The sequence below is a fragment of the Streptomyces sp. MK7 genome (assembly GCF_032658145.1).
In the GTDB taxonomy this organism is placed as follows: Bacteria; Actinomycetota; Actinomycetes; order Streptomycetales; family Streptomycetaceae; genus Streptomyces; species Streptomyces spiralis.
Map to the genome: position 1 here is coordinate 443,359 of NZ_JAVACL010000002.1, position 20,975 is coordinate 464,333.

General features: G+C 73.7%; 18 protein-coding genes. 4 read left to right on the forward strand and 14 right to left on the reverse strand.

The window, feature by feature from the left end; translation table 11 throughout:
- Nucleotides 1-174: 174 nt before the first annotated feature.
- From R2S09_RS04740 to R2S09_RS04750, 3 genes are all read right to left on the reverse strand, one after another.
- Nucleotides 175-648, reverse strand: a complete 474-nt coding sequence (locus tag R2S09_RS04740) for a hypothetical protein (RefSeq protein WP_306190863.1) — start codon at nucleotides 646-648, stop codon at nucleotides 175-177.
- A complete protein-coding gene (locus tag R2S09_RS04745) occupies nucleotides 645-1,271 on the reverse strand; it encodes an NUDIX hydrolase (protein WP_306190864.1) in 627 nt (208 codons plus the stop codon). Before R2S09_RS04745 ends, R2S09_RS04740 begins: the two co-directional genes overlap by 4 nt.
- Before the next feature lie 114 nt (nucleotides 1,272-1,385).
- On the reverse strand, nucleotides 1,386-3,053 hold the full coding sequence (locus R2S09_RS04750; RefSeq protein ID WP_316739926.1) for a CTP synthase: 1,668 nt from the start codon (nucleotides 3,051-3,053) through the stop codon (nucleotides 1,386-1,388).
- Nucleotides 3,054-3,569: 516 nt separating this feature from the next.
- Here R2S09_RS04750 and R2S09_RS04755 point away from each other — a divergent pair.
- A complete protein-coding gene (locus tag R2S09_RS04755; protein ID WP_306190871.1) occupies nucleotides 3,570-5,372 on the forward strand; it encodes a glycoside hydrolase family 15 protein in 1,803 nt (600 codons plus the stop codon).
- Nucleotides 5,373-5,492: 120 nt separating this feature from the next.
- A complete protein-coding gene (locus tag R2S09_RS04760) occupies nucleotides 5,493-7,124 on the forward strand; it encodes a PucR family transcriptional regulator (protein WP_306190866.1) in 1,632 nt (543 codons plus the stop codon).
- Nucleotides 7,125-7,445: 321 nt separating this feature from the next.
- Here R2S09_RS04760 and R2S09_RS04765 read toward each other — a convergent pair whose 3' ends face one another.
- From R2S09_RS04765 to R2S09_RS04790, 6 genes are all read right to left on the reverse strand, one after another.
- Entirely contained in the window at nucleotides 7,446-8,564 is a 1,119-nt protein-coding gene (locus tag R2S09_RS04765) for a glycosyltransferase family 4 protein (protein ID WP_316739927.1), read from the reverse strand.
- 626 nt (nucleotides 8,565-9,190) lie between these two features.
- Complete coding sequence (locus R2S09_RS04770; RefSeq protein ID WP_306192986.1) at nucleotides 9,191-9,943, reverse strand: hypothetical protein; 753 nt, start codon at nucleotides 9,941-9,943, stop codon at nucleotides 9,191-9,193.
- Nucleotides 9,944-9,983: 40 nt separating this feature from the next.
- Entirely contained in the window at nucleotides 9,984-11,726 is a 1,743-nt protein-coding gene (gene recN / locus R2S09_RS04775) for a DNA repair protein RecN (RefSeq protein ID WP_316739928.1), read from the reverse strand.
- 39 nt (nucleotides 11,727-11,765) lie between these two features.
- Nucleotides 11,766-12,683 (reverse strand): NAD kinase, encoded by a 918-nt coding sequence (locus R2S09_RS04780; RefSeq protein WP_030179052.1) that lies wholly within the window; start codon nucleotides 12,681-12,683, stop codon nucleotides 11,766-11,768.
- Nucleotides 12,680-13,495, reverse strand: coding sequence for a TlyA family RNA methyltransferase (locus R2S09_RS04785; RefSeq protein WP_306192990.1), 816 nt, complete (start codon nucleotides 13,493-13,495; stop codon nucleotides 12,680-12,682). The genes R2S09_RS04780 and R2S09_RS04785 overlap by 4 nt, the downstream gene beginning before the upstream one ends.
- Nucleotides 13,496-13,502: 7 nt before the next feature.
- On the reverse strand, nucleotides 13,503-13,877 hold the full coding sequence (locus R2S09_RS04790; RefSeq protein WP_306192992.1) for a hypothetical protein: 375 nt from the start codon (nucleotides 13,875-13,877) through the stop codon (nucleotides 13,503-13,505).
- Nucleotides 13,878-13,919: 42 nt separating this feature from the next.
- On the opposite strand from R2S09_RS04790, the gene R2S09_RS04795 reads away from it, so the two are divergent.
- Nucleotides 13,920-14,267 carry an SCP2 sterol-binding domain-containing protein gene (locus R2S09_RS04795; protein WP_306192994.1) on the forward strand — a complete coding sequence of 116 codons (348 nt, stop codon included), beginning with the start codon at nucleotides 13,920-13,922 and terminating at the stop codon, nucleotides 14,265-14,267.
- Here the strand turns inward: R2S09_RS04795 and R2S09_RS04800 are convergent.
- The 4 genes from R2S09_RS04800 to R2S09_RS04815 all read right to left on the reverse strand — a co-directional run bounded on the left by R2S09_RS04800 (nucleotide 14,251) and on the right by R2S09_RS04815 (nucleotide 18,483).
- Nucleotides 14,251-15,204 (reverse strand): ABC transporter ATP-binding protein, encoded by a 954-nt coding sequence (locus R2S09_RS04800; RefSeq protein ID WP_316739929.1) that lies wholly within the window; start codon nucleotides 15,202-15,204, stop codon nucleotides 14,251-14,253. The two genes, R2S09_RS04795 and R2S09_RS04800, sit on opposite strands and share 17 nt — an antisense overlap.
- Nucleotides 15,201-16,274 (reverse strand): iron chelate uptake ABC transporter family permease subunit, encoded by a 1,074-nt coding sequence (locus R2S09_RS04805; protein WP_316739937.1) that lies wholly within the window; start codon nucleotides 16,272-16,274, stop codon nucleotides 15,201-15,203. Before R2S09_RS04805 ends, R2S09_RS04800 begins: the two co-directional genes overlap by 4 nt.
- A gap of 65 nt (nucleotides 16,275-16,339) precedes the next feature.
- Complete coding sequence (locus tag R2S09_RS04810) at nucleotides 16,340-17,383, reverse strand: iron chelate uptake ABC transporter family permease subunit (RefSeq protein WP_316739930.1); 1,044 nt, start codon at nucleotides 17,381-17,383, stop codon at nucleotides 16,340-16,342.
- Nucleotides 17,384-17,454: 71 nt separating this feature from the next.
- Nucleotides 17,455-18,483, reverse strand: coding sequence for an HAD hydrolase-like protein (locus R2S09_RS04815; protein WP_316739931.1), 1,029 nt, complete (start codon nucleotides 18,481-18,483; stop codon nucleotides 17,455-17,457).
- Nucleotides 18,484-18,556: 73 nt separating this feature from the next.
- On the opposite strand from R2S09_RS04815, the gene R2S09_RS04820 reads away from it, so the two are divergent.
- Nucleotides 18,557-19,849 (forward strand): DUF1015 domain-containing protein, encoded by a 1,293-nt coding sequence (locus tag R2S09_RS04820; RefSeq protein ID WP_306193002.1) that lies wholly within the window; start codon nucleotides 18,557-18,559, stop codon nucleotides 19,847-19,849.
- A gap of 105 nt (nucleotides 19,850-19,954) precedes the next feature.
- Here R2S09_RS04820 and R2S09_RS04825 read toward each other — a convergent pair whose 3' ends face one another.
- Nucleotides 19,955-20,734, reverse strand: coding sequence for a tetratricopeptide repeat protein (locus tag R2S09_RS04825; protein ID WP_306193006.1), 780 nt, complete (start codon nucleotides 20,732-20,734; stop codon nucleotides 19,955-19,957).
- Nucleotides 20,735-20,975 lie beyond the last annotated feature (241 nt).

Consider the following 20,975-nt stretch of genomic DNA (forward strand, 5'->3'; position numbering starts at 1 on the left):
GCCCGCCGGGACTCCGGTACGGGCCATTGAAGAGCCTAGTTCACGCTCTGCGACGTTCCGGGAGGAGCACGGCGGGCACGGCGACCGCATCGCCCGATCGGATCAGGCGATGGTCACACCGGACGGCGACACGCTGTGCGCCGGGCCCGTACGGCTCGTCCGGGCCCGTACGGCTCATTCGGGGGCCCGGCGCAGCAGCAGGTCGCACAGCACTCCCGGGGACTGCGACTCCACGCACAGATGCGTGGCACCCCTGGTCTCCACGACGCCCAGAGCGAGGTCGTCCGGCTCCGTACCCGAGGCACCGTCCGGCTCCGTGCCGCGCGCGTCGTCCGGTGCCAGGGCCACCAGGCCGCCGCCGGTGCTCAGGGACCAGGTGCCGGTGGTGTCCTTCGTCCCGTCGGTCCACGGGCCGGGGGTGACCATCCCGGCGGGCACGTCCGTGGCCCGGAATCGGCCGTCCGCGTCGAGATGGAGCCGGCCCCCTCCCTCCTCCACCTCCCAGGTGCCGACGAGCGCGGAGCGGGACGGGACCGTCGCCAGGTGCACCTGCCGGCTCTTCAGGGCGGTGACCGCCCACGTGCCGGCCGCCGCCGTCACCGCCAGGACGAGCGCGCCCCGCGCGAGGCGCCGGCGCGCCGGCGTCACGACTCGAAGGGGCGGGCCGGCCAGGGCGCCTCCGCCGGGCGCAGCGCGTCCAGTCCGTCGCCCTGCCGAACCGCGACCAGCGCCAGGACGCCCACGACCAGGGAGTTGTTGTGCAGCTCGCCCGCGAGCACGCCACGCACCAGGTCCGCGACCGGCACGCGGGCCAGCTCCATGTCGGTCTCCTCGTGCTCGGCCGCGAACCGCTCGCCCTCCGCCTCTGACAGGTCGCGGGCGAGGAAGATCCGTACGGCCTCGTCGCAGCCGCCGGGAGTGGTGTACACGTCGGTCAGCACGCGCCAGTCCTCGGCCTTGACGTGCGCCTCCTCGTACAGCTCGCGCCGGGCGGCGTGCAGCGGGTTCTCGCCGGGCACGTCGAGCAGGCCGGCCGGGATCTCCCACAGCCGCTGCCGCACGGGGTGGCGGTACTGGCGGATGACCAGGACCCGGTCCTCGGAGTCCAGGGCGAGGACGGCCACCGAGCCGGGGTGGACCTGGTAGTCGCGCGTGGCCACGGAGCCGTCCGGCATGACCACGTCGTCGGTCCGGACCGAGGTCTTGGCGCCGGTGAACGGGGTCCGCGTCCCCCGGATCTCCCACTCCTCGGGGCTGTCCTTGATCGTCATGCCCTGCCCTTCCCCACGCATACCCACGCGTACCTCGCACGTACTCACGTACACAAAAACCGGGGTGCCCGCCTTTGAGGGGTGGGCACCCCGGCAACCGTACAACCGGGTGTGCTACTTCGAGTTCTTCCGCTCGACCGCGGCCTTCACCAGGCCCGCGAACAGCGGGTGCGGGCGGGTCGGGCGCGAGCGCAGCTCCGGGTGCGCCTGGGTGGCGACCAGGTAGGGGTGGACGTCCCGCGGGTACTCCGCGTACTCGACGAGCTTGCCGTCCGGGGAGGTGCCGGAGAAGACGATGCCCGCCTTCTTCTCCAGCTCGGCGCGGTAGGCGTTGTTCACCTCGTAGCGGTGGCGGTGGCGCTCCTCGACGTACTCCTTGCCGTCGTAGACCTCGCGCACGATCGAGCCCTCGGCGAGCTTGGCCGGGTACATGCCGAGCCGCATGGTGCCGCCCATGTCGCCCTCACCGGCGACGATGTCGAGCTGCTCGGCCATGGTGGAGATCACCGGGTGGGCGGTGGCCGGGTCGAACTCGGTGGAGTTGGCGTCGGAGATGTCGGCGAGGCTGCGCGCGGCCTCGATCACGATGCACTGCAGGCCCAGGCACAGGCCCAGCAGCGGGATCTTGTTCTCGCGGGCGTAGCGGATGGCGCCGACCTTGCCGAGCACACCGCGGTCGCCGAAGCCGCCCGGGATGCAGATGCCGTCGACGTCACCGAGCTGCGCCTCGGCGCCGGCCGGGGTCTTGCAGTCGTCGGAGGTGACCCACTTGATCTTCACCCGGGCCTTGTTGGCGAAGCCGCCGGCGCGCAGCGCCTCGGTCACCGACAGGTAGGCGTCGGGCAGGTCGATGTACTTGCCGACCAGCGCGAGGGTGATCTCGTGGTCGGGGTTGTGGACGCGGTCCAGCAGGTCGTCCCAGGTCGTCCAGTCCACGTCACGGAAGGGCAGGTCCAGCTTGCGCACCACGTACGCGTCCAGGCCCTCGGAGTGCACGACCTTCGGGATGTCGTAGATCGAGCGGGCGTCGGGGCAGGCCACGACGGCGGCCTCGTCGACGTCGCACATCAGCGAGATCTTCCGCTTGATCGCGGTGGGCACCTCGCGGTCGCAGCGCAGCACGATGGCGTCCGGCTGGATACCGATGTTGCGCAGGGCGGCGACCGAGTGCTGGGTCGGCTTGGTCTTCAGCTCGCCGGACGGCCCGATGTAGGGCAGGAGCGAGATGTGCACCACGAAGACGTTGTCCCGGCCGACCTCGTGGCGGACCTGGCGGACGGTCTCCAGGAACGGCAGCGACTCGATGTCGCCGACCGTGCCGCCGACCTCGGTGATGACGACGTCCACCTCGTCGGTGGCCATGCGCCGGATGCGGTGCTTGATCTCGTTGGTGATGTGCGGGATGACCTGCACCGTGTCACCGAGGTACTCGCCGCGCCGCTCCTTGGCGATCACCGTGGAGTACACCTGGCCTGTAGTGACATTGGCGGTGCCGTCCAGGTCACGGTCGAGGAAGCGCTCGTAGTGTCCGATGTCCAGGTCGGTCTCGGCACCGTCGTTGGTGACGAACACCTCACCGTGCTGGAAGGGGTTCATCGTGCCCGGGTCCACGTTCAGGTACGGGTCGAGCTTCTGCATCACGACGCGCAGGCCACGGGCCTTGAGCAGCATGCCCAGGCTGGAGGCGGTGAGGCCCTTGCCGAGCGAGGAGGCGACACCCCCGGTGACGAAGATGTGCTTGGTCGTCGTGGCTGTGCTGTTCCGGAAAACAGTGGGCGGCATGGCCAAGAGGGGGCTCCCGTGGTCGCGGTCTGTCGTGCGGTACGGCGGTCCGGCCCGGGGAACCCGGGTTGTCCGGCTGGGGTGCCGTCGCTGCGGTTCGGGGGTTTCGAGCCCACCGGTCCACGGGCTACCAGGGTATCAGCGCCAGAGGGCGATGGCTTCCGGCCACGCTCCGTGCACGCCCCGACACGGGCGCCCACCGCTTACAGTTTCCTCACCCGTGGCTCACCCGTTCGGCGCATGCGGGTTGCCGGGAGCGGCGCGCGGATCATGTACGTGCGTCGTATCCTGCTCGGACACTCGCTGCCGAGCCCGGCCGGCAACACGGCACACCCCAGCCCGTATACACCGGAACAACAAGAGCTCGTCAGTTCGTTGAGCGAAGGTTGTCGTTCTGCCCCCAGGGCCGAGCGGCGGTCGTTCCACCGCTCGACGACGCTTTACAACCACCCCTTGACCGCACTAGCGACAGCCCCTTTCGTGGGGTGTGACGTGGCCGTTCGACTGGAGTTGCACGTGGCCGGGCGCATCGAAGACTACGCACTCATCGGAGACATGCAGACCGCCGCCCTGGTCTGCCGGGACGGGACGGTCGACTGGCTGTGCCTGCCCCGCTTCGACTCGCATGCCATCTTCGCCGGTCTGCTGGGCACCGAGGAGCACGGCTTCTGGCGGCTCGGCCCCGCCCACCAGGCCGACGCGAAGCCGCCGGCGGCGGCCCGGCGCAGCTACCGCGGCGACTCGCTGATCCTGGAGTCGGAGTGGGACACCCCGCGCGGCACGGTCCGGGTGACCGATTTCATGCCCCCGCGTGACGGCGCCCCGCAGCTGATCCGCATCGTCGAGGGCGTCACGGGCCGGGTCCCGATGCGCTCGGCGCTGCGCATGCGCTTCTCCTACGGCCGGGTGGTGCCGTGGGTGCACCGGCACGAGTCCCGCACGGTGGCGGTGGCCGGCCCGGACTCCGTGTGGTTCGACACGGAGGTGGAGACCTACGGCGAGTCTCTGACCACCTACGCGGACTTCACCGTCGCCCCCGGTGACCGGGTCGCGTTCACGATCTCCTGGCAGCCCTCGCACAAGGAGCCGCCGCCGCTGCCGGAGCCCGAGCAGTCGCTGGAGGCGACGGAGGACTTCTGGCGCGAGTGGGTCGCGCACTGCACGTACCACGGGCCCTACCGCGAGGCCGTGATCCGCTCCCTGATCACGCTGAAGGCGCTGACGTACGCCCCGACCGGCGGCATCGTCGCGGCACCCACCACGTCCCTTCCGGAGGACATCGGCGGCGTGCGCAACTGGGACTACCGCTACACCTGGCTGCGGGACGCGGCGATCACCCTGTCCTCACTGCTGCGCACCGGCTACCGCGAGGAGGCGCGCGCCTGGCGCGAGTGGCTGCTGCGGGCGGTCGCCGGCGACCCCGACAACCTGCAGATCATGTACGGCATCGCCGGTGAGCGTGAACTCGGCGAGGCGGAACTGGACTGGCTCCCCGGCTACGAGAACTCCGCGCCGGTCCGGGTGGGCAACGGCGCCGCGCACCAGCTCCAGCTGGACGTCTACGGCGAGGTCACCGAGGCCCTGCACCTGGGCAACATGACCGGCCTGGCCCGCAACGACTACGCCTCCCTGCTCCAGCTCAAGCTGATCCGCTACCTGGAGAAGCACTGGCAGGAGCCGGACGAGGGCATCTGGGAGGTGCGCGGGCCGCGCCGCCACTTCGTGCACTCCAAGGTCATGGCATGGGTCGCCGTGGACCGCACGATCAAGCTGCTGGAGTCCGGCGACGTCGACGGCCCGCTGGAGCGGTGGAAGGACCTGCGCGACGAGATCCACCGGGACGTGTGCGAGAAGGGCTACGACAAGGAGCGCAACACCTTCACGCAGTCCTACGGATCGCGCGAGCTGGACGCCTCCCTGCTGCTCATCCCGCAGATGGGCTTCCTGCCGCCGGACGACAAGCGGGTGATCGGCACCATCGAGGCGATCCAGCGCGAGCTGTCCACGCCGGACGGCTTCATCCTGCGCTACCCCACCGACGGCGAGCACCGCGGCGTCGACGGCCTCCCCGGCGACGAGGGCGCCTTCCTCGCCTGCTCCTTCTGGATGGCCGACGACCTGGCGATGATCGGCCGCGTCGACGAGGCGCGCAAGCTCTTCGAGAAGCTGCTGTCGCTCCGCAACGACCTGGGCCTCCTGGCCGAGGAGTGGGACCCGCGCCTGCAACGCCAGGTCGGCAACTTCCCCCAGGCCTTCAGCCACGTCCCCCTGATCGACACGGCCCTGAGGCTGACGGCGAGCGGCGCGTACGGAGGCTAGTGCCGGGGCAGACGAAGTTCGTCGCGACGGGGCGAACGTCGCCTGTCGCGGCACTGGGTACCCAGGTGGCTGCGGGTGTGCCTGCCCGCAGCGCCGCAGGCACAGGTACCGTCCGCTTACATGGACCGCAGTCTCGACACCGAGGGCGCCGGCATCACCGTCCAGCGCGCCCTCGACCTCCCCGGCCTGCGCAGCGGCCTCCCGGAGGTCCTCGCCGGCGCCGACCGCCTCACCCGCACCGTCCGCTGGGTGCACGCCGGCGAGGTCCCCAACATCGCCTCCCTCCTCAAGGGCGGCGAGCTCCTGCTGACCACCGGCTACGGCCTGGGCACCCGCCCCGCCGACCAGCGCGCGTTCGTCCGCACCCTCGCCGAGCGCGGCATCGCGGCACTGGTCGTCGAGCTGGGCCCGCGCTTCACACGCCTGCCCGCCGCCCTCGTCGAGACGGCACGCACCGCCGGGCTCCCGCTCGTCCAGCTGCACCGCGAGGTGCCGTTCGTGACGGTCACCGAGGAGATCCACACCGAGATCGTCAACGGCCACTACGCGCTGCTCCAGCGCGCCGAGGAGGTGCACCGCCGCTGCACCGAGGCGCTGCTCGGCGGCGGCGGAGTGCCGCAGGTCCTCGGCATCCTGGCCGACTTCGGCGACAACCCGGTGTTCCTGGAGACCCCAGAGGGCCGGCTGCTGTACGCGGCCGGCTCCGGGCCCGAGGGAGCCGATCCGCTCCAGGTCTGGGAGGGGCTGCGCGGCCAGCACAAGGACGTCCCGCCCCCGGCCGGCTCGGTCCTGGTGGACGTGCCCGGTGGCGGCCCCGGCTCGGGATCGGTGCGCGCGCGGCTCGTGCTGCTGCCGGTCCGCTCACCGCTCGCGCCGGTGCACCGCATGGCCGCCGAGCGGGCGGCGGGCATCCTGGCCGTCGTGCTGATGCAGGCCCGTCAGGAGGAGGAGCTGGCGGCCCGCGGGCGCGGCGACTTCCTCACCGATCTCGCCGAGGGCCGTGTCACCGCCGAGGACGCGCCCGCGCAGGCCCGCGTCCTCGGGTTCAAGCCGGGCGGCAGTCCGCTGCTGCCCGTGGTCATGCGGCTGGGCGACGCCCTCGCCCCGGGCGGGGGCTGGGCGGTGCTGGCGCGCGCGGTCGCCGAGGAGCTGGCGGCGGTGGGCGTGCCGGTGCTGCTGGGCGTGCGGCCGGTCGAGGGCCGGGTGCCGCTGCTGGTCGGGCTGCGTTCGGAGGCGGAGCGGGCGGCGGTCGCCGGCCGGGTCGCCGGGGCGCTGCGGGCCGGGGTGGAGCGGGCCGGGATGCGACGGCCGGGCGGGCAGCCGCCGGTGGTGGTCGTCGGGGTGGCGGGGGGCTGGGCGGCGGCCTCGGCGGGTCTCAGGCACGCGGCGGAGACGGCGGCGGCGGCGCTGGGGCTGCCGGAGCGGGACTGGTACGACGCCCGCCGCCTCGACATCGACTTGCTGCTGTGGCGGTTGCGCGACCACCCGGACCTGGCTGCCTTCGTGGACCGGGCGATCGGCCCGCTGCTGGACCACGACCAGCGCTCCAAGCCGCCGCTGCTGCCCACCCTTCAGACGTATCTGGCGCACGCGGGCCGCAAGGCGGAGACGGCCCGCGAGCTGCACCTGAACCGGCAGACCCTCTACAACCGCCTCGCGCGTATCGGGGAGTTGCTGGGCACCGACCTCGACGACCCGCAGACGGTCCTGGCGTTGAGCCTCGCCCTGCGCGCCCGCCGGCACGTTCCCTGACGTCTCCGCACGTTCCCCGGCTCCCCGGCCGCCTCCCGGCGTTCAGTAGCCTCCGGCCGAGCGGCCTCGGCCAAGGCCTGTCCGGCGGATCAAGGTGCGGGTAAGCGGCGGCGCCGATCGACCCGGGTGAGCGGGGGCTGGTGCGTCCGGATGAAGGCGGAGGAGGCCGTCCACGCGATGGGGGTGCCCCCGCGCGAGCTCGTTCGAGCCGGGGGGGGAGCCGGCAACCGCCGACAACGCCGCTGGGGCCCCCACGCCCTTATGGCAGTGGGGGACGGCGTGCCAGGCGCCGCGAGCCCGGCACGATCGGCGAGACACCCCCTAGGGCTGGGTCAACTCGTCGTAGATGCTCAGTACTTGGGCGACGGTCTCGTCCTCGGTGGGCCAGGTGGCCGCCTGCCGGGCGCCCAGGTCCCGTAGCGCCTGCCGGCGTTCGGGGTCTCCGAGCAGCCGCAGCACGGCGGCGGCGAACGCGTCCGGGTCCCGGTGGGGCACGAGTTCGGCCGCCTCGCCCACGAGTTCGCCGATGCCGCCGGTCCGCGCGGCGACGAGCGGCACGCGCGCGTGCAGGGCCTCCTGCGCGAGCACGGAGCGGGCCTCCTGGCTGCCGGGCAGCAGCGCCACGTCGGCGGCGGCGAGCAGTTCGCCCACGTCGTCGCGGCGGCCGACGAGCCGTACCGGCAGCTGCTCGTCCTCGATGCGTCGTTGCAGCAGGGCGCGCAGCGGTCCCTCCCCCGCGATCACGACCAGCGGCACGGGGTCCGCCAGGCGCCAGGCGCGGGCGGCGTCCAGCAGCAGCTCGTGGCCGCGGTGCGGGTCCAGGGAGGCGACGGACAGCAGCAACGGCCGTCCGGTGGCGCCGAGTTCGGCCCGCACCTTGGAGCGGGGGCGCTCGGGGTGCTCGTAGCCGGTGCGCGGCCGGGGCAGGGCGACCGCGGCGAGCCGGGCGTCCCGCGCGCCCCGGTGGCGGGCCCGGTCCACCAGCTCGGAGGTGGTGCCCAGGACCAGGGTGGCCGACTTGACCACCCGTCGCTCCAGCACGCGCAGCAGCTGCCCGCGCGGGCCCTCGGCGCGGGCGTGGTTGTGCCAGGTGACGACGAGCGGGGTGCGGCGGCCGCTGAGGGCGAGCGCCGCCCGGAAGGAGGCGTGCAGCCCGTGCGCGTGCACCAGGTCGGCGCCCGCGCAGGCCGTGCGCAGCGCGGCCACGGACACCGGGTCGCTGCTGCGCGGCACGGGGACGTGCTCGGCGCCGACCGCGGTGAATCCGTAGGCTCGATCGGTCTCGGCGGGGGCGCACACCGTGACCCGTACGCCCCGCGCGACCAGCCCCGCGGTCAGCGACCGCACATGCACGCTGCTGCCGGCGTTGCCGCCGCCCAGCACCTGCACGGTGCGCAGCGTCGACTGACCGTGCGGTACGCGGCTGTTCACGGGGCTCACGCGGCCGGGGCTCCTGGTTCGGCGTCGGGCGGTCACGGGGAATCGCGGGGGAACGTACAGAAGGTATCGAGCCGGGGGGCCGAACCGCGCGCGCCCGCTCCGCGTGCTGCCCCCGGCTCAAGGATGCCAGTACGTACGGGTGTTCCGGACACGCCGGGCCCCGGCGAACGCGACGGCACGCCCCGACCCGACAACCCGGCGTCACTCACACGAGTGAACCTGACAGGCCCATGCCGACGCCGGTCCCCTCTCGGAAGACGCGCCGGCCCAGCGCCGCGGGCGTGCCCGTCGGCGTCGGGGCTCCCGAGCGACACCTCTCAGGCGACCGATCCACGCCGGAAAGGAAGGGGACCCTCCTCAGCGACCCGGGTCGCCTCGGACGGCACACTCCCCCTCGGACGCGCCACACCACCTCCGGCCTGCGTCGGCTCGGACGACCCACCTCCAGCGCGCGCCCCGGCCCGGCGACCCCGTCGTCCCGGACCACGCGATGCACCCCTGGTCGACCGACTCGCCCCACCGGCAGCGACCCGCCCGAGGCGGCCGGTCCGCCTCGGCGGGGACGACGACGCGCCTCGGGCGCCGCACCGGTTCGCCATCGGTTCGCCTCGGCCGCGCCGGCCGCCTCACCAGGCGCCGGCCGCCCGCCGGCTCACTCGGTCGCCGTGGACGGCCGCGGCCACGAACGCGGCGGCGTGGGCGAGAAGTCCGGCGCGTCCGTTGCACAGGACGGCGGCGGTGCCGAGGGTGGCTCCCAGGGCGTGCGCCCCCGTGTCGCCGAGCATGGTGCGCTCCCCGAGGTCGTCGGGCAGCACCGCGGCAGCGGTCCCCGTGGCGACGGCGGCGAGTTCGGCGCCCGGTCCGCGCCGCAGCAGTCCGGGTGCGGCGAGCGCGAGCACCGCGCCGGCGGCGCGGCCGGGGCGTACGTCCACGAGGTTGACGGCGTGCGCGGCCCCGGCGATCACCACGCCCGCGAGCACTTTGTCGGCCGGCCGTTCCTTCAGCAGCGAACCGGCGAGCAGTCCGGCCGCCCCGATCCCGACCAGCTTGACCGCCCCGCTGGTGATCTCGCCGTGCCGAAGGGCCGTGAGGTGCGCGCGGAATCCGCGCCGTGGGTCACCTGCGCCGGCGATGTCGTCGTAGGCTCCGCAGGCCCCGGCGGCCAGCACCGCGAGCCCGGCGGCCGGCCGCACCCGCGCGGCGGCGACCGCGGCCGCCAGGGCCGTGGCGGGCCCGGCGTACAGGTCGACCGTGCGGCCCGCGTGGTTCGTCCGCTCCCAGCGCCGGCCGCCGCCGGGAGCGGTGGCGCGGAGGGCGGCGGTCGTTGCACGGCCGAGGCCGGCGGCCAGGGCGAAGGAGGCGGCGAGACGGGAGATCATCCCGCCAGCCTACGCACGCCCGCTCACAGCCGTGCCATGCCTACTGATCCGCGCGGGCGGTGGCGAGCAGTTCCTCGGCGTGCGCGCGGGCCGTCTCGGAGTCCTCCTGGCCGGCCAGCATCCGGGAGAGTTCGCGGATGCGGTCCTCGCCCTCCAGCACCTTCACGCCGGAGCGGGTCACCGACCCGTCGTTCGTCTTCTCCACCAGCAGCTGCCGGTCGGCGAAGGCGGCGACCTGGGGCAGGTGGGTGACCACGACGACCTGCGCCGTCCTGGCCAGCTTCGCCAGCCGCCTGCCGATCTCCACGGCCGCCTTGCCGCCGACACCGGCGTCCACCTCGTCGAAGAGGTACGTCGGCACCGGATCCGTCCCGGCGAAGACGACCTCGACGGCCAGCATCACGCGCGACAGCTCACCGCCGGAGGCGCCCTTGGCGATCGGCCGGGGCGGCGCACCCGGGTGCGGGGCGAGCAGCAGCTCCACCTCGTCGGCCCCGGACGGCCCGTAGGCGACCGTGCGGCCGTCCACCTCCACGCCGTCCGGGTCCTCGGTCTGCCGGATGTCGAACGACACGCGCGCGTGCGGCATGGCGAGCGAGGCCAGCTCGGCGGTCACGGCGGCGGCGAACCGCTCGGCGGCCTCCGTCCGGGCGTCGGTCAGCGCCTGGGCGAGACCGCCCAGCTCGGTGCGCAGCGCGTCCCGCTCGGCGGTCAGCTCCCCGATCCGCTCGTCGTCGGAGTCCAGCTCGGTCAGCCGGGCGGCGCTCCGCTCGGCCCAGGTGAGCACGGCGGCGACGTCCTCGCCGTACTTGCGGGTCAGCGCGGTCAGCACGGCCCGCCGCTCCTCGACGGCCGCCAGCCGCAGCGGGTCGGCGTCCAGGTCGTCGGCGTACCCGGCCAGCTCCCCGGCCACGTCACCCAGCAGGATCCCGATCTCGCCGATCCGGTCGGCGAGCGCGGCCAGCGCCGGGTCGTGCGCGCGCACGGCCTCCAGGGCCCGCTGGGCGCCCGCGACGAGGGTGGCCGCGTCGATGCCCTCGGGGTCCTCCGGGTTGCCCGCGAGAGCGGCGTGCGCGGCCGTCGCGGCGGACGACAGGGCCTCGGCGTGCCCGAGCCGCTCGGCCTCCTCGGCCAGCTCGACGTCCTCCCCGGCACGCGGTTCCACGGCGGCGATCTCGTCCAGGCCGTAGCGGAGCATGTCGGCCTCCTGGGCCCGCTCCCGCGCGCGCGTGGTGATCTCCTCCAGCTCGGCGGAGACCGCCCGCAGCCGCCGGTAGGCCTCGGTGTACTTGGCCAGCGGCACGGCGACGGCGTCGCCCGCGTACCGGTCGAGTGCCTGCCGCTGCCGGGACAGCTTCAGCAGGCCCTGCTGGTCGGCCTGCCCGTGCACGGCCACCAGGTCGTCGGCGAGCTCGGCGAGCAGCCCGACGGGCACGCTCCGGCCGCCCAGGTGCGCCCGCGAGCGCCCTTCGGCGGAAACGGTACGGCTGATCAGCAGCGCCCCGTCGTCGAGTTCGGCACCGGCCTCCTCGGCGCGTACGACGGCGGCGGCGTCCTTGGGCACGGTGACCCGCCCCTCGACGACCGCCCTGTCCGCTCCGATCCGCACGAGCGCCGCGTCGGCCCGCCCGCCGAGCAGCAGTCCCAGGCTGGTGACCACCATGGTCTTGCCCGCGCCCGTCTCACCGGTGACGGCGGTGAACCCGGGCGACAGTTCGACGACGGCATCGTCGATGACTCCGAGCGACCGTATCCGCATCTCCTCCAACACGGAACAGACCATACGAGGTCCGGGGCGGGGAGTGCACACGGCCCGCCCATGTCACTCCGGCGAGTGGTGCGGCGCCCCCCGCCACCCGGTGGTCGGCAACGCGAACTTCGCCACCAGCCGGTCGGTGAAGGACGCGTGGTGCAGCCGGGCCAGCCGCACCGGCACGGCCCCGCGCCGCACCTCCACTCGCGCCCCGGGCGGCAGCTCGATGGTCCGCCGGCCGTCGCACCACAGGACCCCGGGCTGGATGTGCGGCAGCACCTCCACGGCGAGCACCGAGTCCGGCGAGGTGACCAGCGGCTTCGCGAACAGCGCGTGCGCGCTGATCGGCACCATCAGCAGGGCCTCCACCTCGGGCCACACCACCGGTCCCCCGGCGGAGAACGCGTACGCCGTGGAACCCGTGGGCGTCGACAGGACGACCCCGTCGCAGCCGAACCCCGTCACCGGGCGCCCGTCGATCTCCAGGACGACTTCCAGCAGCTTCTCGGCGCCGGCCTTCTGCACGGCCGCCTCGTTCAGCGCCCAGTCGGTGTGCACGATGTCCCCGTTGCGGTGCACGACGACATCGACGGTCATCCGCTCCTCGACCTCGTAGGACCGGGCCACCACCCGGTCGACCACCCGATCGAGGTCGTCCCGTTCGGCCTCCGCGAGGAACCCGACGCGCCCGAGGTTGACGCCGAGCATCGGCACCCCGGAGGCCCGCGCGAACTCGGCGCCGCGCAGCAGCGTGCCGTCGCCACCGAGCACGATCAGCAGCTCGCAGCCGTCCAGGCACTGCGGGGTCGCCTCCTTGACCAGCCGCACCTCCTCGGGCAGCGGCAGGTCGCGCGCCTCGTCCTCCAGGACCCGTACCCCGATGCCGTGCCGCAGCAGGCCCTTCACCACGAGTTCCGCGCTGCGGATCGCGGCGGGCCGCCCGGTGTGGGCGAGCAGGAAAACAGTTCGCGCTCGGTTCTGTGTCAACGCGGCCCCTCCGCCACTGCTCGGTCGACGTCGGCCGGGTCCAGAGCGGGCGCCCCGGCGCGCAGCCAGAGAAAGTACTCGACGTTCCCGGACGGCCCGGGCAGCGGGCTGGCGGTGACACCGTTCACCCCGAGCCCCAGCTCCCACGCCTTGTCCGCCACACCCCGCACGGCCTCCGCCCGCAGCTGCGGACTCCGTACGACACCCCCGCTGCCCAGCCGCTCCTTCCCCACCTCGAACTGCGGCTTGACCATCATCACCAGGTCGGCGTCCGGCGTCACGCACCGCGCCAGCGCGGGCAGCACCAGGCCGAGCGGGATGAAGGACAGATCCCCCACGACAAGATCCACAGGTTGCCCATCGATCGCCTCGAGCGTCAACTCGCGTACGTTCGTACGGTCCTTGACGGTGACGCGTTCATCGCTCTGCAGCGACCAGGCGAGTTGCCCGTAGCCGACGTCGACGGCGACGACGTGTGCGGCGCCCGCGCGCAGCAGGACGTCGGTGAAGCCGCCGGTGGAGGCGCCGGCGTCCAGGGCGCGCCGACCCTCGACGACGAGCCCCCGGGGGACGAACGCCTTGAGCGCGCCGGCGAGCTTGTGGCCGCCCCGGGAGACGTAGTCGGGGTCGCCGTCGTCGGCGGCGACGACGATGGCGGCGGCGGTCTCCACCTGCGTGGCGGGCTTGGTCGCGACGGTCTTGCCGACGGTGACCCGCCCGGCGGCGATCAGCTGGCTGGCGTGCTCACGCGAGCGCGCGAGCTTCCGGCGGACCAGCTCCGCGTCCAGACGGCGGCGTGCGACTCCTGCCACGTTCGGTTCAGCTCCTGTGTCGGTACGGCTGTGGGTGCGCCGGTGAGGGCGCGGGGGGCGCCGCAGGTCCCGGGCGGGCGTCGAGCGCGGTGAGCGCGTCGCGCAGCGCCCCGTGTACATCCTCGTACACCTCCGCGTGCCCGTCGGTGGCGAGGTGGTCGACGTCGCCGAGCCGCTCCAGGGCCGCGTCCACGCCGGCGTTGCCGGTGGGGGTGCGGGGGACGTCCAGGGGGGTGGGGTCGTCGGAGGCCGAAGGGGCCTCAGCGGGTTCCGCCGGGGCGTGCGCCGGTTCCGCGGCTGGGCCGTGCGCGGGGGCCCCGGTGTCCTGGTCCCCGGCCGCCGCTTCGGCCGGGGCCTGAGTCTCGGGCACAGAGTCGCTCATGCCCAGACGCTACCTCGCGGCGCTGGGGTACCGTCGGTCGCGATGGCCACGATCGAGGAGTGCCGCAGAGCACTCGAGAAGCTCTCCGACAACATGGCGAGCGCGGAAGGGGACGTCCGTGAGGCGGCGGCCCTGGACCGCTCGGTGAGCTGCCACATCAAGGACCTCGACGTCAGCTTCGTGGGCCGCATGACGGGCGGCCGGATCCAGGTGCGGGACACCGTCCAGGGGCCGCCGCCCGAGAGAGCCCAGATCCGGCTCGCGCTGGCCGGCGACGACCTGGTCGCGCTGGTGGGCGGGGAGCTGAACTTCACCACGGCCTGGGGCTCGGGCCGGGTGAAGCTGGAGGCGGGCCTGCTGGACCTGTTCCGGCTCAGGAAGCTTCTGTAGCGCCGGCTCCGCGCCCGGCCCCCACCCGTGGTGCCGTCGTGCGGGCCCGTGCCGTACGCGCCGCCGGCACCACCAGCGGAGTCCCCGTCTCGGGGTCCTCGATGACCTGGCAGCGCAGCCCGAACACCTCCCGCACCAGCTCGGCCGTGACGACGTCGTTCGGCGCGCCCTGGGCGACGACCCGCCCGGCGCGCAGGGCGATGAGGTGGGTGGCGTAGCGGGCGGCGTGGTTGAGGTCGTGCAGCACCGCGACAAGGGTGCGCCCCTGCTCCTCGTGCAGCTCGGCGCACAGGTCCAGGACATCGATCTGGTGCTGGATGTCCAGATACGTCGTCGGCTCGTCGAGCAGCAGCAGCGGCGTCTGCTGGGCGAGGGCCATGGCGATCCACACCCGCTGCCGCTGACCGCCCGACAGCTCGTCGACGTACCGTTCGGCGAGCTCGGCGACGCCCGTCCGCTCCATGGACTCCCGTACGACCCGCTCGTCCTCGGCCGACCACTGCCGCAGGAGGCCCTGGTGCGGGTAGCGGCCGCGGCCCACCAGGTCACCGACGGTGATCCCGTCGGGCGCGATCGACGACTGCGGCAGCAGGCCGAGCGTCCGGGCGACCTTCTTGGCGGGCATCGACTGGATGACCCGACCGTCGAGCAGCACCCGTCCCTGAGTGGGCTTGAGCATCCGGGACAGCGCCCGCAGCAGCGTGGACTTGCCGCACGCGTTCGGGCCGACGATCACCGTGAAGGAGTTGTCGGGTATCTCCACCGACAGCTGCTCGGCGATGACCCGCTGGTCGTAGGCGAGGGTGACGTTGTCGGCGGACAGACGGTTCACGGTGCTCCTCTTGCTGTTCTCGTGCTGCTCGCTGACGGAGTCGTGGCCGGGCTCGTCGCCGGGCGCATGGCCGGGTGCGCGGCCGGGCTCGTGGCGGGTGGTCATATCCGGCCCTTCCTGCGCTCGGCGACCAGCAGCCAGAGCAAGTACCCGCCGCCGAGCACACCGGTGACCACGCCGACGGGCAATTGGTCGGCGCCGAAGGCGCGCTGCGAGGCCCAGTCGGCGGTGACGAGCAGGGCGGCGCCCATGCACAGGGACGGCACCAGGTTCGGACCGGGCATGGGGGCACCTCCCGCGCCGTTGAGGCAGCGGGGGAGGGTGAGGCGCCGGGCGAGCTGCGGGGCGGTCAGGGCGACGAAGGCGACCGGACCGGCCGCGGCGGTGGCGGCCGCGGTGAGCAGGACGGCCGACGCCATCAGCAGCAGCCGTACGCGCTCCACGCGCACCCCGAGGGCGTACGCCGTGTCGTCGCCCATCTCCAGCATCCGCAGCCCGCGCGCGTTTGCGAGGACGAGCGGGAGGAGCACGGCGCACAGGATCAGCAGCGGCCGGACCTGGCTCCAGTCGCGTCCGTTGAGCGAGCCCGTCGTCCACACGACCGCGCGGGCCGCGTCGACGAAGTCGGCCTTGGTGATCAGGTAGCCGTTGACCGCGGTGGCGACCGCGTTGACGCCGATGCCGACCAGGACCAGCCGGTATCCGTGCACGCCCCGCTTCCAGACGAGGAGGTGGACGGCGAGCCCGGTCACCAGGCCGCCGGCGAGCGCGCCGAGAGTGACCGCGGTGGCGCCGCCGGAGAACAGGACGATCACCATGAGCGCGCCGGCCGTCGCACCCTGGGACAGGCCGAGGACGTCGGGACTGCCCAGAGGGTTGCGCGAGACGGACTGGAACAGCGCCCCGCCCAGTCCGAGGCAGGCGCCGACCAGCAGCCCGACGAGGACGCGTGGCAGCCGCAGTTCACGGACGATGAACTCCTGACCCGGGTTGCCCTGGCCGAACAGCGTCTTCAGCACGTCCGAGACCGGGATCGGGAAGTCGCCGGTGCCGATCAGCACGACGCTCGCGGCGAGCGCGGCCAGCGCCAGCAGGAGGACGACGGCCAGCGCCCGGACGTCCAGGCGGAAGGACAGCCCGCCCGGAGTGCGGACGACCCGTGCGGTGCGCGGCACCGGGGCGGTGCGAGAAGCGCGGGCGACAGCGGTGACGGAAGTCTGGGTGGTGGTGCGGGTCGTCTTCACAGCTGGGCCGTCCTCCGCCGCCGTACGAGCAGGATGAACACCGGGCCGCCGATGATCGCGGTGACGACCCCGACCTGGACCTCGGCGGGCCGGGCGACGAGCCGTCCGACGACGTCGGCGCCGAGCAGCAGCACCGGCGACAGGATCGTGGCGTAGGGCAGGATCCAGCGCAGGTCGGGTCCGGTGAAGGAGCGGACGACGTGCGGGACTATCAGCCCGACGAAGACGATGGGCCCGCAGGCGGCGGTCGCGGCCCCGCACAGCACGGTCGCGGCGAGCATGGCCAGCGCCCGCGTGCGGTTGAGGTTCACGCCGAGGGCGCGGGCGGTGTCGTCGCCCATCGCGACGGCGTTGAGCGGCCGGGCGAGCAGCAGCGCGAGGACCGTGCCGGCCAGGCAGAACGGCAGCACCTGGACGATGGTCGCGTCGGTGGCGGAGGCCAGGGACCCCACGGTCCAGAAGCGCATCTTCCCCAGCGCCGCGTCATCCATGATCATCACAGCTTGGAGATAGCCGTAGAGCGCGGCACCGATCGCGGTTCCGGCGAGCGCGAGCCGTACGGGCGTGGCGCCCCGGCCGCCGCCGAGGAACCACACCAGCGCGCCCACGACGGCGGCGCCGAGGAAGGCGAACCAGACGTAACCGCTCAGGCTGGTGACACCGAAGCAGGTGATCGCGGTGACCACGGCGGCCGACGCGCCCGCGTTGATGCCGAGGATCCCCGGGTCGGCCAGCGGATTGCGGGTCAGCGCCTGCAACACGGCCCCGGACAACCCGAGCGCGGCCCCGGCCAGCAGACCGAGGAGGGTCCGGGACAGCCGCTCGCCGACCACGACGTCGCCGTAGGTCCCCGAGTCGTGGAACAGACCGTGCCAGATCTGGTCCAGGGAGAGCTCCTTCGCTCCGACCGCGATGCTCGCCAGGGCGACGAGCACCAGGATCACGGCGGAGAGAAGGAGCCCGAGGGCTCGCGCCCCACGACGGGTCGGTGGCGCCGCGGCCACCGCCGCGCGCTCTTCCGGAGGACTGTCGACCAACACGAGGTTAGGTTAGCCTACCCTCGCTATCGCCTCGACAGGGCGTCAGCGTACGCGCCGGAGGGCCGGCCGCTTCACAGTCCCAGCCGCGCCAGCGCCTTCCCCCCGTCCAGCTCGCACGCGCTCTCGCCGCCCGCCGTCCATGCCGCCGCGCACAGCGCGCGCAGCCCGTCCAGCGACTCCCCGTCGCCGGTCAGCTCCACCCGCTCCGCACCGGCCCTCGCCGTCCACTCACCACACCGGAAACCATCACCCTCCCGGGTGATCTCCGGCTGCCCGGTGAGCAGCCCGCGCAGATCCGCGTCCACATACGTGGGCCGGTGCTGCGGCGGCGCGGCGAGCAGCCGCGCCCCGTCGGTGACCCCGGTCAGCACCAGCAGCGAGTCGACCCCGCCGTTGAAGGCGCCCTCGATGTCCGTGTCCAGCCGGTCCCCGACCACCAGGGGCCGCCGCGCGCCCGTGCGCAGGATCGTCTCGCGGTGCATCGGCGGCAGCGGCTTGCCCGCCACCTGCGGCTCCGCGCCCGTCGCGATCCGCACGACCTCCACCGCCGCGCCGTTGCCGGGCGCGATGCCCCGCGCACTCGGGATCGTCAGATCGGTGTTGGAGGCGAACCAGGGCACCCCGCGCGCGATGGCGTAGCAGGCCTCCGCGAAACGCCCCCAGCGCAGCTCCGGCCCGCCGAAGCCCTGCACCACCGCCACCGGGTCGTCGTCGGCGGACTCCACCGGCTCCAGACCGCGCTCGCGCAGCGCCACCCGCAGCCCCTCGCCACCGATGACCAGCACCCGCGCCCCCTGCGGCACCTGGTCGGCGATCAGCCGGGCCACCGCCTGCGCCGACGTGACGACATCGGACGCCTGAGCCGGTATGCCCAGCTCGGTGAGGTGCGCGGCCACCGCGTCCGGGGGACGCAGCGCGTTGTTGGTGACGTACGCCAGGTGCATGCCGCCCGCGCGGGCGGCGGCCAGCGAGTCGACAGCGTGCACGATCGCTCTGCCCCCCGCGTACACCACCCCGTCCAGATCGAGCAGGGCCGTGTCGTACGCCTCGCTCAGGGCCTGCCCACTGCCCTCGGGCCTCGTCCTGACGCCCTGGCTCATTCCGCATCGCTCCTCGTGGTACCGGCTTTCCCCCGATCATCCCCCATGCCACCGACACACGTACGATGCCGGGATGAACACAGCAGGTCACTCACCGGCACCACCGCGCCGGGGCCTCGAACTCACCCCGTTCCGAGGCCTTCGCTACGACCCCGAACGGGTCGGCAGCCTCGCCGCCGTGACGTCCCCGCCGTACGACGTCGTCGTACGCCCCGACGGCCTGCACCACCTCCAGTCCGCCGACCCCTACAACATCGTCCGCCTGATCCTCCCCCAGGCCGGCACGCCCTCCGCCCGCAACGAGCAGGCGGCCGACACGCTGCGCCGCTGGATGTCCGAGGGCGTCCTGACCGCCGATCCCGAACCGGGCCTGTACGTCTACGAGCAGCGCGACGGCGACGGGATGCTGCAACGCGGACTGATCGGCGCACTGCGCGTGTCGGACCCGGAGGACGGCGTGGTGCTGCCGCACGAGGACGTGATTCCGCACGTCGTCGCCGACCGCGCGGCCCTGATGCGGGCCACCCGCACCAACCTCGAACCCTTGCTGCTCACCTACCGGGGCAACGGCTCCACCGCGGCCACCGCCGTCGTCGTCGAACGCACCGCCGCCCGGCCTCCCCTGCTGGCGACGACCACCGAGGACGGTTTCCGCCACCGCCTGTGGGCCGTCACCGACCCCGCCGACCTGGCTGCCATCAGCGACGACCTGGCCGGGTACCAGGCGCTGATCGCCGACGGCCACCACCGCTGGGCCACCTACCGGCGGCTGCGCGCCGAACACCTCTCCCCCAGCGCCTGGGACTACGGCCTGGTCCTCCTGGTCGACACCGCCCGCTACCCGCTCAGGGTCCGCGCCATCCACCGCCTGCTGCACGGCGTACCGGTCGCCGACGCGCTGTCCGCGCTGGACGGTCTGTTCCGCATACGGCGACTGGAGGTGCCCCTGGCCGAGGCCCTGACGGTCCTCGCGGACGCCGCCTGCGCGGGCAACGCCTTCCTGCTCGCGGGCGACGGCGCCTTCCACCTCGTGGACCACCCGGACCCCGCCCTGCTGGCCCGCACGGTTCCGTCCGACCGCCCGGCGGCCTGGCGCACGCTGGACGCGACCGTCCTGCACGCCGCGCTCCTCGAGCACGTCTGGCACATCCCCGAGGACGATCCGACCCGTATCGCGTACATCCACGACACGGCCGCCACCGTGGCGAAGGCCGAACGCGACGGCGGTACGGCCGTCCTGCTGCACCCGGTCCGCGAGGAGGTCGTCCGCGACCTGGCCCGCCAGGGCGTCACGATGCCCCGCAAGTCGACGTCTTTCGGCCCGAAGCCGGCGTCGGGGCTGGTGCTGCGGGCGCTGGACCTGTGACACAGGAGACACACGAGAGGGGTGGCCCCCGACCGGTTTCCCGGCCGGGGGCCACCCCTCTCCTGTCTCTGTCTCTGTCTCACAGCAGCTGTCCCACAGCCGGAGTCAGACCTCGCGGTCGTCCTCGCCGCTCTTCGGGCTCTGCTGGGAGGCACCCTCGGACGGCTCCTCGGACACGTTCTCGGACACGTCCGCGCCCTCGCTCTCGTCGAGCGCGTCGGTGAACTCCACGCCGTCCAGCTCGGCCAGCCGGTCCGAGGCGTCGGTGCTGCCGTCCCGGTCGGCCTCGACGGCCTTGGCGAACCACTCCCGCGCCTCGGCCTCCCGGCCGACGGCCAGCAGCGCGTCGGCGTAGGCGTACCGCAGCCGCGCGGTCCAGGGCTGCACGGAGTTGGAGGCCAGCTCGGGGCTCTGCAGGGTCACGATGGCCGCGTCCAGCTGCCCCATGTCCCGCCGGGCACCGGCCGCGACGAGCCGCATCTCCACCTGCCCGGCCTTGTCGAGCTTGTGCACCTCCGGCGCACCGGCCATGTCCAGCGCCTTCTCCGGCCGCCCGAGCCCACGCTCGCAGTCGGCCATGACCGGCCACAGGTCGACGTTGCCGGTCATCCGCCGGGCGGCGCGGAACTCGGCGAGCGCCTCGGCGTACTTCTGGCTCGCGTACGCCGCGAAGCCGGCCGCCTCCCGTACGGCGGCGACACGCGACGCCAGCCGCAGGGCGACCCTGGAGTAGCCGTAGGCGGCCTCGGGGTCCTCGTCGATGAGACGCGCGACCATCACCAGGTTCCTGGCGACATCCTCGGCGAGCGTCTTGGGCAGGCTCTGCAGCTCCTGCCGCACGTCCTTGTCGATCTCCTCGCCGGTGACCTCCTGCGGGATCGGCAGCCGCTTGATCGGCTCGCGGTCGCGGTCGCGGTCACGGTCGCGACCCCGGTCCCGGTCCCGCTCGTCACGGAAGCGGCCGCCGCCACGGCGGTCGTCGCGACGGTCCTCACGGCCGCGGAAGCCGCCGGGACGCCCGCCCCGGTCGTCACGACGAGGGCCGCGTGTGCCACGGTCGCCTCGGCCACGGAAGCCACCGCGCTCACCGCGCTCGCCGCGCTCACTCCGGTCGTCCCGGCGGTCA

Bases quoted from the DNA above. Each gene is read 5' to 3' on its own strand.
- R2S09_RS04760 (WP_306190866.1), top strand. From the start codon at position 5,493: ATGGACCGCAGTCTCGACACCGAGGGCGCCGGCATCACCGTCCAGCGC.
- R2S09_RS04795 (WP_306192994.1), top strand. From the start codon at position 13,920: ATGGCCACGATCGAGGAGTGCCGCAGAGCACTCGAGAAGCTCTCCGAC.
- R2S09_RS04820 (WP_306193002.1), top strand. From the start codon at position 18,557: ATGAACACAGCAGGTCACTCACCGGCACCACCGCGCCGGGGCCTCGAA.
- recN (WP_316739928.1), bottom strand. From the start codon at position 11,726: ATGGTCTGTTCCGTGTTGGAGGAGATGCGGATACGGTCGCTCGGAGTC.
- R2S09_RS04800 (WP_316739929.1), bottom strand. From the start codon at position 15,204: ATGACCACCCGCCACGAGCCCGGCCGCGCACCCGGCCATGCGCCCGGC.
- R2S09_RS04790 (WP_306192992.1), bottom strand. From the start codon at position 13,877: ATGAGCGACTCTGTGCCCGAGACTCAGGCCCCGGCCGAAGCGGCGGCC.
- R2S09_RS04745 (WP_306190864.1), bottom strand. From the start codon at position 1,271: ATGACGATCAAGGACAGCCCCGAGGAGTGGGAGATCCGGGGGACGCGG.
- R2S09_RS04815 (WP_316739931.1), bottom strand. From the start codon at position 18,483: ATGAGCCAGGGCGTCAGGACGAGGCCCGAGGGCAGTGGGCAGGCCCTG.
- R2S09_RS04750 (WP_316739926.1), bottom strand. From the start codon at position 3,053: ATGCCGCCCACTGTTTTCCGGAACAGCACAGCCACGACGACCAAGCAC.
- R2S09_RS04770 (WP_306192986.1), bottom strand. From the start codon at position 9,943: ATGATCTCCCGTCTCGCCGCCTCCTTCGCCCTGGCCGCCGGCCTCGGC.